The organism is Ralstonia flaminis, assembly GCF_958415495.1.
Lineage (GTDB): Bacteria > Pseudomonadota > Gammaproteobacteria > Burkholderiales > Burkholderiaceae > Ralstonia > Ralstonia flaminis.
Genome location: NZ_CATZLL010000002.1, coordinates 364,852 through 378,337 on the forward strand (window position 1 = coordinate 364,852; position 13,486 = coordinate 378,337).

The following is a 13,486-nucleotide window of genomic DNA, read 5'->3' on the forward strand; positions in this document are numbered from 1 at the left end:
TTGGGCACTCGGCCATAAAAAACGCGGACCCGAAGGTCCGCGCTGTCTGATTGGCGACTGGCAGCACAACGTGCTCAGTGCCCTCCCGAGAGGTAGAAGAAGCGGAACAGGAACACCGCCGAGATGATCCACACGATGATCGGCACTTCGCGCATACGGCCCGTGAACAACTTCAGGCCCGAATACGTAATGAAGCCGAACGCCACGCCGTTGGCGATCGAGTAGGTGAACGGCATCATCAGCGCCGTCAGCACGGCGGGCACAGCCTCGGTGGTGTCTTCCCAGTCCAAGTCAACCAGCTCGCGCAGCATCAGGCACGACACATACAGCAGCGCGGGCGCCGTCGCGTAGGCAGGCACCACGCCAGCCAGCGGCGAGAAGAACAAGCACAGCAGAAAGAGCACCGCCACCGTCAGCGCGGTCAAGCCCGTGCGGCCACCGGCCTGCACGCCCGATGCGCTCTCGATGTACGCGGTGGTCGACGACGTGCCCAGCAGCGAACCGGCCATGATGGCCGTGCTGTCGGCCAGCAGCGCCTTGTTCAGGCGGTCCATCTTGCCCTGCTTGAGCAGGCCCGCACGGTTGGCCACACCCATCAGCGTGCCCGTGGCGTCGAACAACTCCACCAGGAAGAACACCAGCACCACGTTCAGAATGCCCACCGACAGCGCACCCATGATGTCGAGCTGCATGAACGTCGGCGCCAGCGACGGCGGCATCGACACCACACCGTGGAAGGTGTTGCCGGCAAAGAAGAAGCTCGCCGCCGTCACGGCCAGGATGCCGATCAGGATGGCGCCTTTCACGCGCAGGTGGTCCAGCGCCACGATCAGAAAGAAGCCGATCACCGCCAGGATGACCGAGGGCTGATGCACATCGCCCAGCGTCACCAGCGTCGCCGGGTTCCCGACGATCAGCCCCGCGCCACGCAGCGACACGATGCCCAGGAACAGCCCGATACCCGCCGTGATCGCCACGCGGATCGAATGCGGAATCCCATTGACGATCATCTCGCGGATGCGGAACACGCTCACCAGCAGGAACAGACAGCCCGAGATGAACACCGCGCCCAGCGCCGCCTGCCACGTAAAGCCCATCCCTTTGACCACCGCGTACGCAAAGTAGGCGTTCAGGCCCATACCCGGCGCCATCGCGATCGGGTAGTTCGCGTACATCCCCATGATGATCGTGCCGGTCGCCGCGGCGATGCAGGTCGCGACGAACACGGCGTCGTGCGGCATGCCTGCGTCGGCCAGGATGTTCGGGTTGACGAAGATGATGTACGCCATCGTGAGGAACGTCGTCAGCCCGGCGAGCACTTCCGTGCGGACGTCGGTCTGGTGTTCCTCGAGTTTGAAGGTGCGTGTGAGCCAGTTCATGCGGGTTGTCTCCTCTTGTTGTGAAGTGTCATCGCTGGCCAGCCCAGGGTAGGGCCGTGTCCCCCAATGCACGCCCACCACGGGGCGAGGCTACTCTGAACATGATTCCGGCACACCAAAGCGTGGCGGTCAAAATGCTGTGCATTCGAATGAAATGATGGAAAACGCGTCGACCACGTGCCAGTCGGCCGGCGCACGGGATGCGCATGATGCCCGAAACGTAGGCGCTCTGCACGCGCGCTTCCTCGCATGTCCACCTGTCGGAGCGTGGCCAGCCGCGCCACATAGAGCGTACCCATTTCTGCGAAACCGCAATGTGGAGCGATCGGGTTGGCGATTGGCGTACCCGTTTCTGCGCAGCCTCTCGCAGAAACAGGTACGTGTTGCAGGAAAATAGGTGTCGTGCAGCCCAGGCACTGGGGACTACGGCTCGGGCGTACCCGTTTCTGCGTGGCTCCCGTTGGCGATACGTACCCGTTTCTGCGCGCCAACACATCTTCCGCCTAGTGAGAAGCGAACCTGTTTCTGCGAGCCGAAACGGATTGGCGCGTACCCAAATCTGCGTGCCTGCTCGCAGAAACGGGTACGCAAGCGATGCAGCTCATAACGGCAAGCCGTTGGCGAATAAGGGTTTTTACCCGCAGAAACAGGTACGCCCCTGCCAGGCGACTCCCGTTCGGCAGATCTCCGTCCAAGCGGCCACCCTCAAGTTTCAGCGATGAAAGTTCTGGTGCCTGGTGCAAGCCGACATTCAGGAGACTCGACGCCGATGCCATCACCAATCTGCACTTTCGCAGAAACGGGTACGCATAGGTTTGATGAACTTGCAGCGAAGCTGGCGCTCGCTTTTCCATAGAACCTAGTAAATCAATGCATGTAGAGTGCGCATCTTTCGATGGCGCGCAGATTTGGGTACGCGTGAACGCTAGCGGCCCGCCGATTGGAGCGCAGAAACGGGTACGCTTTGGGCCTTAGCGCACTTTCTGGCACGTAGACATGGGCGTTTCGGCCGCAGAAACGGGTACGCATCGCCAGAGACACTGCGGATTTGGACCGCCTGCGGCCATTTTCTGTGGATAACACTGTGGACAACCTCATGTTGTCCCCGCAGAAATGGGGACGGGCTTTGCGCAGAAGCGGGTACGGTTTCGCGCAGAAGCGGGTACGCAAGCACGCAGAATCTGGTTCGCACCCTCGCAGAATTGGGTACGAAATACCCCCCTGAACCCAGTGCTGGCAAGGCTTTGCGGGGCGCGTATACGGTTTACTTGTAGTAAACGTAGAAGGTATAGATAACTTGTAGTCAGGAAAGGTCTTCCGTGGACAACCCTTCAGGTTGCCCACCGACGCCCTTCCCGCAACAACGAATGAAAATCGGAGAACGTACCCAATTCTGCGTGACAAGGCGAAGGCGTTTTAGTACAAAGGCTCTGAACAAATCTTGCTCACCATGGTCACGAAACGCCTTACACCCAACGGGAAGCCGGACGACAGTTCGCCTGGCCGCATCATCGTCCCCTCGGGAGGGCAAGTCATTGCCGCACCAGAAAAATTCCAGCGACTCTTCGACGAAGCTCAGGCGATGGAGCGCGAAGACGCGTGGCAAAGCGGCGAAGTCGGTTTCCTCAGCCGTGCCAGCGTGCAAGTCACCCTCCCCTACCGTGCTCCCAAGGGCTCGCCACCCGTTTGGACGCGCTCAAGCGGCAATATCTCGCTGATGATTCAACCTGGGTACTTCACCCAGCAGCGCTCCGAGCGAGCCACCAATGGGCGGCAGCGCATCGTCTCGGAGACGGTCTCGTTTGGCTATCCCTATGGCTCCTATCCACGGCTGATGCTGGCCTGGATCGGCAAGGAAATCATGGCCAAGAAAAAACGCGGCGAATTCCAGGGAACAGTGGAAGACCGGCGCATCTCGCTCGGCAACTCGCTATCGGAGTTCATGTACAACCTGGGCATTCCGATGGCCACGGGAGGAAAGCGGGGCACCATGACGCTGGTGCGCCAGCAGATGATTCGCCTGTTCTCGGCAACGATTGCCATCGTGCAGAACAAGTCAGCACCCAGCAGCCAGAATCAGAACCAGGAACCACTGTCGATCGACCGTATCGGCTACCTGTTGGCAGATCAACTGTCGACCTGGTGGGACCCGATGCAACCGGGGCAGGGGTCAATGTTCGAGAGCTTCGTGGTGCTGTCCGAACCGTTCTTCAACGAGCTCGTGAATCGTCCAGTGCCGGTAGACATGCGGGCGTTGAAGGCGCTTAAGCAATCGCCGTTTGCGCTCGACGTCTATTCGTGGCTCACCTATCGCTTCTTCACAATCCAGAAGCGTACAGAGATCCCTTGGGAAGCCCTGCAGATGCAGTTCGGCACCGAGACCGAAAGCGAGCGGAAATTCCGCGCGCTATTCCGCAAGGCGTTGAAGGACGTGCTGGTGGTCTATCCGGATGCCAAGGTAGACGCGGACTCATCGAAGGCGCTGATCCTGCAGCCGTCGCGCACCAGCGTACGAAAGCTAGCCTGAAGCAGAATTCATTTGCTGCAAGCAAAAGAAAAGGGGAGCCGAAGCTCCCCTTTTTCATCTCAGGCAATCAACCCGAAATGCTTATTCCGGCTTGATTCCAGAGGCTTGCAGACCCTTCGGGCCTTGCTTCACCTCGAAGGTGACCTTCTGGCCGTCCTTCAGGGTCTTGAAGCCCGAACCCTGAATTTCGGAGAAGTGCGCGAACAGATCTGCGCCGCCGCCGTCCGGAGTGATGAAGCCGAAGCCTTTGGTTTCGTTAAACCATTTGACAGTACCCGTGGCCATGCAAAAATTCCTTTAAATAACAAAAAACACGTCGTCCAGCCGATCCGGACATCGCACGAAGAGTCCGGCTGATTCCGAATCCTGCGTAGACAAAGTCTTCAGACGACTGTCTAAGCATCATAACCAGTTTGGAGCACAGTGTCGATGGTCCGTATTTCTTTGAAATGTCGCTTTTCCGCACGCGCTGGTAAACACCTACGATGCCCGCAAGTACCGGGCAAACACAGGACGTTATGCGCCAAAGACGACATTTACATCTCAATTTAGGCGGGTTGAACTCCGCTTGCACCTAGTCGACCGTATTTTTTATTTATATAAATTGAATTTTATTGATCTTGTGTTTTCTCGGCCTCTTCCCTAAGATGAGCGCTGCTGACTTTCAGCGCTGAAAGTGGAGGGCCAGTGAGCGCCAAGATCGTAACGGTATTCAATCAGAAGGGCGGGTGCGGCAAGACAACGGTCAGCATGCACATTGCCGGAACCCTCGGCCTACGCGGCAGTAAGACGCTGCTGGTCGATATGGACGAACAAGGCACGGCCACCCGATGGGCGGCACAGGCGCCAGACGAGAAACCGTTTCCCGCGTCGGTGATCGGCCTTGCTCCATCTGGTGGTGCTATGCACCGGGAAGTTCGCAAGTTTGTGGGTGACTATGACTACATCGTGGTCGATTGCCCACCTGCAGTACATTCCCCCTCTTCATCCAGCGCGTTGCTCATTTCTGACATCGCCTTGATTCCAGTCGTGCCCTCACCGCCGGATCTCTGGGCGGCGGTCGCGGCAAAGGCGCTTGCACAGCAGGCGCAAGTAACCAACGAAACACTGCGGATTCGCGTGCTGGCCAACATGGTTCAGCGACGGGTATCGCTCGCCAAACAAGCCATTGAAATTCTTGGTGACGACGGTGACATCCCATTGATGGATTCCATGATCGGTTCTCGCTCGGCCTTCCGAGAGTGCCAGGCAATCGGTGCCACTGTGCATGGCGTGCATGGCGCGAGAGAGGCGATCAATGAGGTCGACATCATGGTCGACGAGGTGTTGCAGTTGTTGCAGGAGGAACGTGTATGAGCGCGAAGTTGAAATCGCTCAAGGATGGGATGCTGGCGGGTATCGCGGCAGAGAAAACCAAAGCGACTCCGGTTGACCGGTTTGCATTGGCTGAACAGGCCATCACTTCACATCCGCGCGGCTTGCTCGGGCAGCCCGCGGCACCTGCTTTCAGCGCTGAAAGTCCTGCCCCCGCGAACACTTCCGAGCGCCGCGTCGTCAAGGTTCCGCTGGAGCGCTTGCAGGAGAACCCGCTGAACGCCCGGCGTATCTACGATCCGCAGATTGTGCAGGAACGGGCGGCTTCGATTGCCACGCACGGCCAGCAGACGCCTGGCTTGGCAGCGCCTGATCCCAAGAAGCCGGGCTGGTATGTCCTGATCGACGGCCACTACCGCAAGCGCGCTCTCGCTGCCGCAGGTAAAGCCGAGATGGACTGCTTCATTGAAGACGGCCTGTCGGACATCGATTTTTACCGCTTGTCGTTTGTTCTGAACGAACAACGTTCGGGGCAATCGGTGCTGGACAATGCAATCGCCTGGCGGCAGTTGTTGGACGAAGGAAAAGTAAAAAAAGAAGAAGATATTTGTGAGATTACCGGCGTGTCGGCAGGTACGGTCAATAAGACTCTGGCTTTGCTGAAGCTGCCGGAAACCGTGCTCGACGTCATGAAAGAGCGCCCCGCGGGGATCGGAATTGCAACCGGCTACGAGTTGACGTTGTACTTCAAGAGCGCGGGAGAGGAACGTACACGCGAACTGGTGCATCGCGTGTTGGAAGAAGGCTTGTCAAGCCGCGACGTTGAGCAGATCCGAAAAGTGGCCCAGGAAGGGCGTACCCGGAAGGTCAAGGAAGTCAGCCGGCAATACAAGATTCGCAGCAGTGAAGGTGATCTTCTCGGCACAATCAAGGAGTGGGATTCCGGCCGGGTCATGCTGGACGTGAAGTTGGAAGATCGGGCTTCTCGCGAGTCCCTGGTGGAAGCGCTGAAAAGCCGCTTCGGCTTGGACATCGCCCTGCTGTAATACCCTTTCAGATCATCAGAAGCGCCCCTCGGGGCGCTTTTTTTTCGCCCATACGCCCGCTCGCCGGTCCTCGAGAGGGGAGGGCGTACCCATTTCTGCGTCCCCGTTGCCTGCATGCTCGGTTGTCAAGCAAGCCCCATTGCACCGCCGAAAGCGCTCCTGCAAACGCATTCCGAAGGCTTCTTTTGCCGCCCCGAGCATGAAAACGCCGCTGCAACTATATAAAATCACTATGTGAATAATGACTACTTACTATCTAATATTGATGTTTTTAACCCTTGATGTACACTGTTCGAACATTAGATTCATCCATCATGTCCAGACCCGGTCTCCATTTCTCGCCTGAACAGCAGTTGCGAATCGTTGATGCGATCCAGCGTCTGGATGTCGCCTTCCCGCATGACAACGCGGTGTTTCTCGATGAGGTGATCGAGGCGGTTCATGCTGTGACACGTCGCGTGTATGGCGCACGCCGATACGCACAGTGGTTGGCTGAAGCCGGGGTACAGCGTCGGCCAAGCAACACCACGTTGCAGAAGGCGGTGGATCGTGCGCGGGGCCGTGGTGATACGTCCGCGGGTTCCGCCGTGGAAGCGGTCTCACCATGGCCGATTCCATGGACGCTCGCAGAAACGGGTACGCTTCCGGCGCCAACTGGTCACTCGGCCCGTGAGGAGCGTGATCGGGTGGCGTCACGTGCGATCGGTGCGCCAGGCGCTGGTGCTGAGTGGATGGAGGCACGTATCCGCGCCGAAGTTGCCGAACGTGCGTTGGAGCACGAAGCCGCGCGCAACCGACAACTGCAGGCGGCAATGGCGGATCTGGAGCGCCGCCTTGGGGAGGCCCTGGCGACGGCGCCGGCCACCCCGCCCAAGCTGACGGATGCGACGCTTGAGCGTCTGGAGCAAACCTTCGAGACCGTCGCGCGCCTGGAGGGCGCTGCCAGCGCGCTGGCCGGCACCGAGCGCTTCCTGCGCCTGCAGAACGACGCCGTGCGCCAACAGACCCAAACTGAAGCTGACCAACTGCGCCAGCGTATCCGTACGCTGGAAGCCGAAGTCACACAACTTCGTACCCAAATCGATGCCTACCGCCGAGTTCCAGAACGGTCCGCGCCGGTCTCGCGCGGCTGGGTCAAGCCGTCTTCCTGATGCGCTGTTAGCGTGTGCTTACTGGTCCGTCGCACCGCAAACGGGTGTCGATGGTCTCGCAGAATTGGGTACGCTTTTCAACTTTCGGCGCTGAAAGTTGGGTCGGCAGACTTGCAATCGCTTGTAGGAACGGCTCGCCGGACAGCGCTCGAATGCGCTCGGGAACTGTCCATCCCGCTCCGCCAAAGGGCTGACCCGCAGGCACATGGCTTGCTCATGACGTTACGTCGCATCGATGGAGTTGTCATGAACGAGAAGATCACCAAGGCCGTGTTTCCCGTGGCGGGGCTCGGTACGCGCTTTCTGCCCGCCACCAAGGCCAGCCCGAAAGAGATGTTGCCGATTGTCGATAAACCGCTGATTCAATATGCGGTGGAAGAGGCGGCAGCTGCGGGCATTACGGAGATGATCTTCATCACCGGTCGCGCCAAACGCGCGATTGAAGACCACTTCGACAAGGCGTACGAGCTGGAATCGGAGTTGGCGGCCAAGAACAAGCAGGCCCTGCTGGAGATGGTGCAATCGATCAAGCCGCCCGGCGTCGAGTGTTTCTATGTGCGCCAGCCGGAAACGTTGGGGCTGGGCCATGCGGTGCTGTGTGCGCAGAAACTGGTACGCGACGAGCCCTTCGCCGTGATCCTGGCGGACGACCTGCTGGACCACCAGCCGCCCGTCATGCAGCAGATGACGGAGCTGTATGACCACTACCGCTGCTCGATCGTCGGTGTTGAGACGATTGCACCGCAGGCGACGCGCTCGTACGGCGTGGTGGCGGGTCGAGAGTGGGATGACCGCTTGGTCAAGCTCGACGGCATTGTCGAGAAGCCCGCGCCAGAGAACGCGCCGTCCAATCTAGGCGTCGTCGGGCGCTACATCCTCACGCCGCGCATCTTTGATCATCTGCGCAACTTGAAGCCCGGGGCGGGTGGTGAATTGCAATTGACGGATGCCATCCAGAGCCTGCTCGCCGAAGAGCAGGTTTTGGCGTACCGCTATCGCGGCCAGCGCTTCGACTGCGGCAGCAAGCTTGGCTACTTGCAGGCCACGGTGGAATTTGCGCTGCGCCATCCGGAAGTGCGCGCTGACTTTGAGGCGTACCTAGCCACGCGTATGGATCTGCTGCTAGCGCAAGAAATGGTGGATGAAGCGGCCCCGCTGGTGCGCGACACCATTCCGCTGGGCGTGGCCGCTTGACGTTCCTTGATGATTGTCCCCGATCGACCGTGCGGGTTTTCGCACAGCCTCCACGGCCGATTCTGGAAAGCCGCACACTTTCCTTGTTCTCGTTGATCCGGTGATCTCCTGCAAAGCCTTGTCCCAAGGGCATTTGCAGCGGATTGTTGTGTCTGCGTTCCGCATGGAATGCTTCTTGAGTAAGAGCGACACCCATAAACCGGCGGGCCTTCGACAGCGCCGCCGCAACGCTCCAAGGAGACACCATGACGCAGCCCCAGGCTGGCGCGGTCACGGGCGAATTCACGCCCACCCAAGCCCCCACCAAAGACACCCCCGCAGATGTGCGTCGCCGTCTGCGTTCGATTTTTTCCGGCTCGGTCGGCAATCTGGTCGAGTGGTATGACTGGTATGTGTACTCGGCGTTTGCGCTGTACTTTGCCAAGTCGTTCTTCCCCAAGGGTGACCAGACTGCCCAGTTGCTGAATACCGCGGCGGTGTTTGCCGTCGGCTTCCTGGCACGCCCGGTGGGCGGCTGGCTGATGGGCATCTACGCCGACCGCTATGGCCGAAAGCGCGCGCTGTTCTTCTCGGTGGTGCTCATGTGCATGGGCTCGCTCATCATTGCGCTCACGCCAAGCTACGCGACCATCGGCGTTGCCGCACCGGTGCTGCTGGTGCTGGCGCGCCTGCTGCAGGGCCTGTCGGTGGGCGGGGAGTACGGTACGTCCGCCACCTACCTCAGCGAGGTCGCCAACAAGGAAAACCGCGGCTTCTTCTCCAGCTTCCAGTACGTCACGCTCATCGCCGGGCAACTGGTGGCGCTGGCGTTGCTGATCGTGCTGCAGCAGTTTGTACTGACGCATGAGCAGTTGGAGGCATGGGGCTGGCGCATTCCGTTCTTCATCGGCGCGTTGTGCGCACTGATCGCAATGCGCATGCGCTCGCACATGGAAGAGACGCAGTCGTTCACCGCTGCGAAGGACAACAAGAAGCGCGGCACGCTGGCCGAACTCGCCAAGCATCCGCGTGCGGTGGCCACCGTGGTGGGCCTGACGCTGGGCGGCACGGTCGCGTTCTACACGTACTCGATCTACATGCAGAAGTTCCTGGCCAACACGGTCGGCCTGTCGAAAGACCAGGCCACGCTGGTGTCCGGCGCCACGCTGCTGCTGTTTGCGATTCTGCAACCGATCGTGGGCGGATTGTCTGACCGCATCGGCCGTCGTCCGATCCTGATCGCGTTCGGCGTGCTGGGTACGCTCTTCACGGTGCCCATCATGACCGGCATCAGCCAGACGACCAACGTATGGACGGCCTTCTTCCTGATCATGGCCGCGCTGGTGATCGTCTCGGGCTACACGTCGATCAACGCGGTGGTGAAGGCCGAGCTGTTCCCGGCGGAAGTGCGTGCGCTGGGCGTTGGCCTGCCGTATGCCCTCACGGTGTCGATCTTTGGCGGCACGGCCGAGTACATCGCGCTGTGGCTCAAGCAGGCCGGCCACGAGTCGCTGTTCTACTGGTATGTGACGGGCACGATCTTCATTTCGCTGATGGTGTACGTGTTCATGCGCGATACTCGCAAGCACTCGCGAATCGAACATTGATGCATTCATGACCCAACCCGACGGCCACGCCGACCTTGCCCACCCCGCACGCGGGCGCGGCTGGCGGCTGGCCGTTGCGCTGGCGATGGCCGCGTGCTGCGCGGCGGCAGGGTGGGGCGCCTACGCCGTCGCCCTGCAACGCTACGTTGCCACGCGCGCTGAAGAAGCCGGCCAGCGCACCACCTTTTACGCGCAGAACCTGCGCAGCACGCTGGCGCGCTATGAATCGCTGCCGCGTCTGGCTGCACTGGAGCATGTGCTACACGTTGCGCTGCTGGAAGGCTCGCAGGCGGGGGACGCCACCATGCGTCGTGCCGCCAATGCCTATCTGAAAGAAGTCCAGGCGGCCACCGATCTGGCTGCCGCTCACCTGATCAATACCACCGGCCTCACGATTGCGGCCAGCAACTGGGATCTGCCGACTTCCTTCGTCGGCCAGAACTACGCGTTTCGCCCGTACTTTGCCGAGGCCATGCGCGAGGGCCTGGGCCGCTTCTACGGCGTGGGCAACACCACCGGCGAGACGGGCTATTTTGTGGCCGCCCCTGTACGCGAAGGCACCAAGCCGATCGGCGTGGTGGTCGTGAAGGTCAACCTGGACGCCTTCGAGGCATCGCTTTCGCGCAGTGGCGACACGGTGCTCCTGGTGGATCGCCATGGCGTGATCTTTCTGTCTTCCGTGCCTGAGTGGAAGTACCGCACACTCGGTACGCTGAGTCCCGAACAGCAAACTGCCCTCGACGCGACGCGCCAATACGCGCCGCACACCCTCACGCCGCTCGACACACAAGCCGGGGGCGTACCCTTTTCTGCGGACCGGCCACCCCAGGCCGTACGCGTTGCGCTGCCCGGAAAATCGGTGTCGACACTGCGTGTGCAGTACCGGCCCGTGGGATTGCTTGGCTGGCAGGTCGTCGTGCTGATTGACCCGCGCGATGAGCAACGCACCGCCCTGGTGGCCGGTGCCAGCGCAGCGTTTGCGATGGCATTGGTCTTCTCCGTGTTCGTCGCGCTGCGCCTGCGTACCCGCCGACGCGAAGAGCAACGCCGCGCACGCGCTGCCCTGCGTGAAGTCCAACGCGACCTGGAAGCGCGCATTGCCCAGCGCACGGCTGAACTGACTTCCGCCAACACCGCGCTCGCCAGCAAGGTCGAGGCACTCGACGCCACGCAGCGCATCCTGCGCGAGACGCGCGATGCTGCTGTGCAGGCGGGCAAGCTCGCGGTGCTGGGTCAGATGGCCGCCGGCATCACGCACGAACTCAATCAACCGCTCACCGCGCTGACTACCCTGTCCGACAACGCCAATCAGCTTGCGGAGCGCGGCCGCATCGACGAGGTGCGCGGCAATCTCACCCTCATCAGCCAGCTTGCCAATCGCATGGGGCGCATCGTCTCTCACATCAAGGCGTTCTCACGCAAGGGTGATGCGGCGCGTGCGGCGGTGTCGGTGGACGAGGCGATCCGCCAGGCGCTGATGCTGGTGGAAACCCGCCGCCGTCAGGTGGGTGTGACGGTGACAGCCCCACCGGTGTCGGCCGACCTGGCTGTCTGGGCCAACGCCGTGCGCCTGGAGCAGGTGCTTGTCAACCTCATTCGCAACGCCATTGATGCGATGGCCGAGACCTCACAACCAGAATCCGCCGCTGTCCATGTGAGCGTTGAGCCCATCGAGAATTGGGTACGCATCACCGTGCGCGACTTCGGCCCGGGTATCCCCGCCGACGTACTGCCGCGCCTATTCGAGCCCTTTTTCACCACCAAGGACGACGGCCAGGGCCTTGGGCTCGGGTTGGCAATCTCACTGGCCATCATCGAAGATTTTGGCGGACGGCTGGTGGGCCAACATGCCGACGACGGCGCTGGCGGCGCAGAATTCGTCATCGAGCTGGAACGTGTCGTAAAACCGCATGCCTGAAAACGTCTCTCCTGATCTGTCTTCCCCCATCGATCACGCGCCTGTCTTCCTGATCGAAGACGACGACGTGGTGCGCCTGGGCTGCGAGCAAGCGCTGACGCTGGCGGATGTGCCAGTGCAATCCTTTGCCGATGCGGAAAGCGCGCTCACAGCGCTCGGCACACAAACACCGGCCGTGGTTGTCACCGATGTGCGCCTGCCCGGCCGTGACGGCCTGGCCGTACTGCGCGAGATGCTGCAGCACGATCGCCAATTGCCCGTCATCCTCATCACCGGCCATGGTGATGTGACGATGGCCGTGGCCGCCATGCGCGCCGGTGCTTACGACTTCATGGAGAAGCCGTTTCACTCCGAGCGTTTGGTCGACGTGGTGCGGCGCGCGCTGGAAAAGCGCAGGCTCACGTCCGAAAACCTGCGCCTGCATGAAGCGTTACAGGCGGCGCTGCAAGGCCGGCAGGCGTACCCACTGATCGGCCAGAGTGCGGCCATGCAGAACGTGCGCCGGCTCGTCACCGCGCTGGCGCCGACCGACGCCGACATCCTCGTCACCGGCGAGACCGGCTCGGGTAAGGAAGTGCTCGCTCGCGCCATTCACGAGGGCAGCCGGCGGCGCGGCCCGTTTGTCGCGCTCAATTGCGCGGCACTGCCCGAGTCCGTGTTCGAGAGCGAGATGTTCGGCCACGAGGCGGGTGCCTTCACCGGCGCGAACCGCCGTCGCATCGGCAAAATGGAATACGCCAACGGCGGCACGTTGTTTCTCGACGAGATCGAATCGATGCCGCTGGCGTTGCAGGCCAAGCTGCTGCGTGCGCTGCAGGAACGCAGCATCGAGCGGCTCGGCAGCAATGCCAGCGTGCCGGTCGATTGCCGCGTGGTGGCAGCAGCCAAGGTGGATCTGAAGGAGGCGTCGGATCGTGGTGCGTTTCGCGCGGACTTGTACTACCGCCTGAACGTCGTGTCGATTGCGCTGCCGGCTCTGCGTCAGCGCGCGGAAGACATTCCGCTGCTGATGGCCCACTTTCTGCAGCAGGCGGGCCTGCGTTATGACCGCGCCGTGCCGGATTGGTCCGCGCAGGACATGATGCGCTGGCAGCACCACGACTGGCCCGGCAACGTGCGTGAACTCAAGAACGTGGCCGAGCGCTTCTGCCTGGGGTTGGACGACGGCCTGGTCGCAACGGAGGCGAGTCAGCACTCGTTGGCCGGTCGCATGATGGCGGTGGAGCGCGCCACCATTGAGGAGGCGCTGCGTGCCACCGAAGGCAACGTCGCCCGCGCTGCCGATCTGTTGGCCGTGCCGCGCAAGACGCTGTACGACAAGCTCAATCGGCACGGTATCGAGCCGGATCGCTTCCGACCCAACTAACGCAG

Annotated in this window: 10 protein-coding genes; 8 read left to right on the forward strand and 2 right to left on the reverse strand. The window is 61.3% G+C overall.

Annotation, left to right across the window (positions count from 1 at the left end; genetic code table 11):
* Positions 1 to 74: 74 nt before the first annotated feature.
* Complete coding sequence (locus R2N11_RS04290) at positions 75 to 1,379, reverse strand: NCS2 family permease (protein WP_316680266.1); 1,305 nt, start codon at positions 1,377 to 1,379, stop codon at positions 75 to 77.
* 1,450 nt (positions 1,380 to 2,829) lie between these two features.
* Here R2N11_RS04290 and R2N11_RS04295 point away from each other — a divergent pair.
* Positions 2,830 to 3,906: a replication protein RepA gene (locus R2N11_RS04295; RefSeq protein WP_199028068.1), complete on the forward strand. Its 1,077-nt coding sequence runs from the start codon at positions 2,830 to 2,832 to the stop codon at positions 3,904 to 3,906.
* An 81-nt stretch (positions 3,907 to 3,987) separates the two neighbouring features.
* Here R2N11_RS04295 and R2N11_RS04300 read toward each other — a convergent pair whose 3' ends face one another.
* On the reverse strand, positions 3,988 to 4,191 hold the full coding sequence (locus R2N11_RS04300; RefSeq protein ID WP_199028067.1) for a cold-shock protein: 204 nt from the start codon (positions 4,189 to 4,191) through the stop codon (positions 3,988 to 3,990).
* 402 nt (positions 4,192 to 4,593) lie between these two features.
* On the opposite strand from R2N11_RS04300, the gene R2N11_RS04305 reads away from it, so the two are divergent.
* The 7 genes from R2N11_RS04305 to R2N11_RS04335 all read left to right on the forward strand — a co-directional run bounded on the left by R2N11_RS04305 (position 4,594) and on the right by R2N11_RS04335 (position 13,481).
* Positions 4,594 to 5,262: an AAA family ATPase gene (locus R2N11_RS04305; protein WP_316680267.1), complete on the forward strand. Its 669-nt coding sequence runs from the start codon at positions 4,594 to 4,596 to the stop codon at positions 5,260 to 5,262.
* Positions 5,259 to 6,266: a ParB/RepB/Spo0J family partition protein gene (locus R2N11_RS04310; RefSeq protein ID WP_199028063.1), complete on the forward strand. Its 1,008-nt coding sequence runs from the start codon at positions 5,259 to 5,261 to the stop codon at positions 6,264 to 6,266. Before R2N11_RS04305 ends, R2N11_RS04310 begins: the two co-directional genes overlap by 4 nt.
* 314 nt (positions 6,267 to 6,580) lie before the next feature.
* Positions 6,581 to 7,417, forward strand: coding sequence for a coiled-coil domain-containing protein (locus tag R2N11_RS04315; protein ID WP_199028061.1), 837 nt, complete (start codon positions 6,581 to 6,583; stop codon positions 7,415 to 7,417).
* A gap of 246 nt (positions 7,418 to 7,663) precedes the next feature.
* Positions 7,664 to 8,611, forward strand: a complete 948-nt coding sequence (gene galU / locus R2N11_RS04320; RefSeq protein WP_316680268.1) for a UTP--glucose-1-phosphate uridylyltransferase GalU — start codon at positions 7,664 to 7,666, stop codon at positions 8,609 to 8,611.
* 245 nt (positions 8,612 to 8,856) lie between these two features.
* The gene (locus R2N11_RS04325) at positions 8,857 to 10,197 is read left to right on the forward strand and encodes an MFS transporter (protein ID WP_199028057.1); all 1,341 of its coding nucleotides are present in this window, start codon (positions 8,857 to 8,859) and stop codon (positions 10,195 to 10,197) included.
* A gap of 7 nt (positions 10,198 to 10,204) precedes the next feature.
* Positions 10,205 to 12,115 (forward strand): sensor histidine kinase, encoded by a 1,911-nt coding sequence (locus R2N11_RS04330; RefSeq protein ID WP_316680269.1) that lies wholly within the window; start codon positions 10,205 to 10,207, stop codon positions 12,113 to 12,115.
* Complete coding sequence (locus tag R2N11_RS04335; RefSeq protein ID WP_316680270.1) at positions 12,108 to 13,481, forward strand: sigma-54-dependent transcriptional regulator; 1,374 nt, start codon at positions 12,108 to 12,110, stop codon at positions 13,479 to 13,481. Before R2N11_RS04330 ends, R2N11_RS04335 begins: the two co-directional genes overlap by 8 nt.
* Positions 13,482 to 13,486 lie beyond the last annotated feature (5 nt).

Coding starts and splice junctions, on each gene's coding strand:
- R2N11_RS04290 (WP_316680266.1), bottom strand. CDS start 1,379: ATGAACTGGCTCACACGCACCTTCAAACTCGAGGAACACCAGACCGAC.
- R2N11_RS04295 (WP_199028068.1), top strand. CDS start 2,830: ATGGTCACGAAACGCCTTACACCCAACGGGAAGCCGGACGACAGTTCG.
- R2N11_RS04300 (WP_199028067.1), bottom strand. CDS start 4,191: ATGGCCACGGGTACTGTCAAATGGTTTAACGAAACCAAAGGCTTCGGC.
- R2N11_RS04310 (WP_199028063.1), top strand. CDS start 5,259: ATGAGCGCGAAGTTGAAATCGCTCAAGGATGGGATGCTGGCGGGTATC.
- R2N11_RS04315 (WP_199028061.1), top strand. CDS start 6,581: ATGTCCAGACCCGGTCTCCATTTCTCGCCTGAACAGCAGTTGCGAATC.
- galU (WP_316680268.1), top strand. CDS start 7,664: ATGAACGAGAAGATCACCAAGGCCGTGTTTCCCGTGGCGGGGCTCGGT.
- R2N11_RS04325 (WP_199028057.1), top strand. CDS start 8,857: ATGACGCAGCCCCAGGCTGGCGCGGTCACGGGCGAATTCACGCCCACC.
- R2N11_RS04330 (WP_316680269.1), top strand. CDS start 10,205: ATGACCCAACCCGACGGCCACGCCGACCTTGCCCACCCCGCACGCGGG.
- R2N11_RS04335 (WP_316680270.1), top strand. CDS start 12,108: ATGCCTGAAAACGTCTCTCCTGATCTGTCTTCCCCCATCGATCACGCG.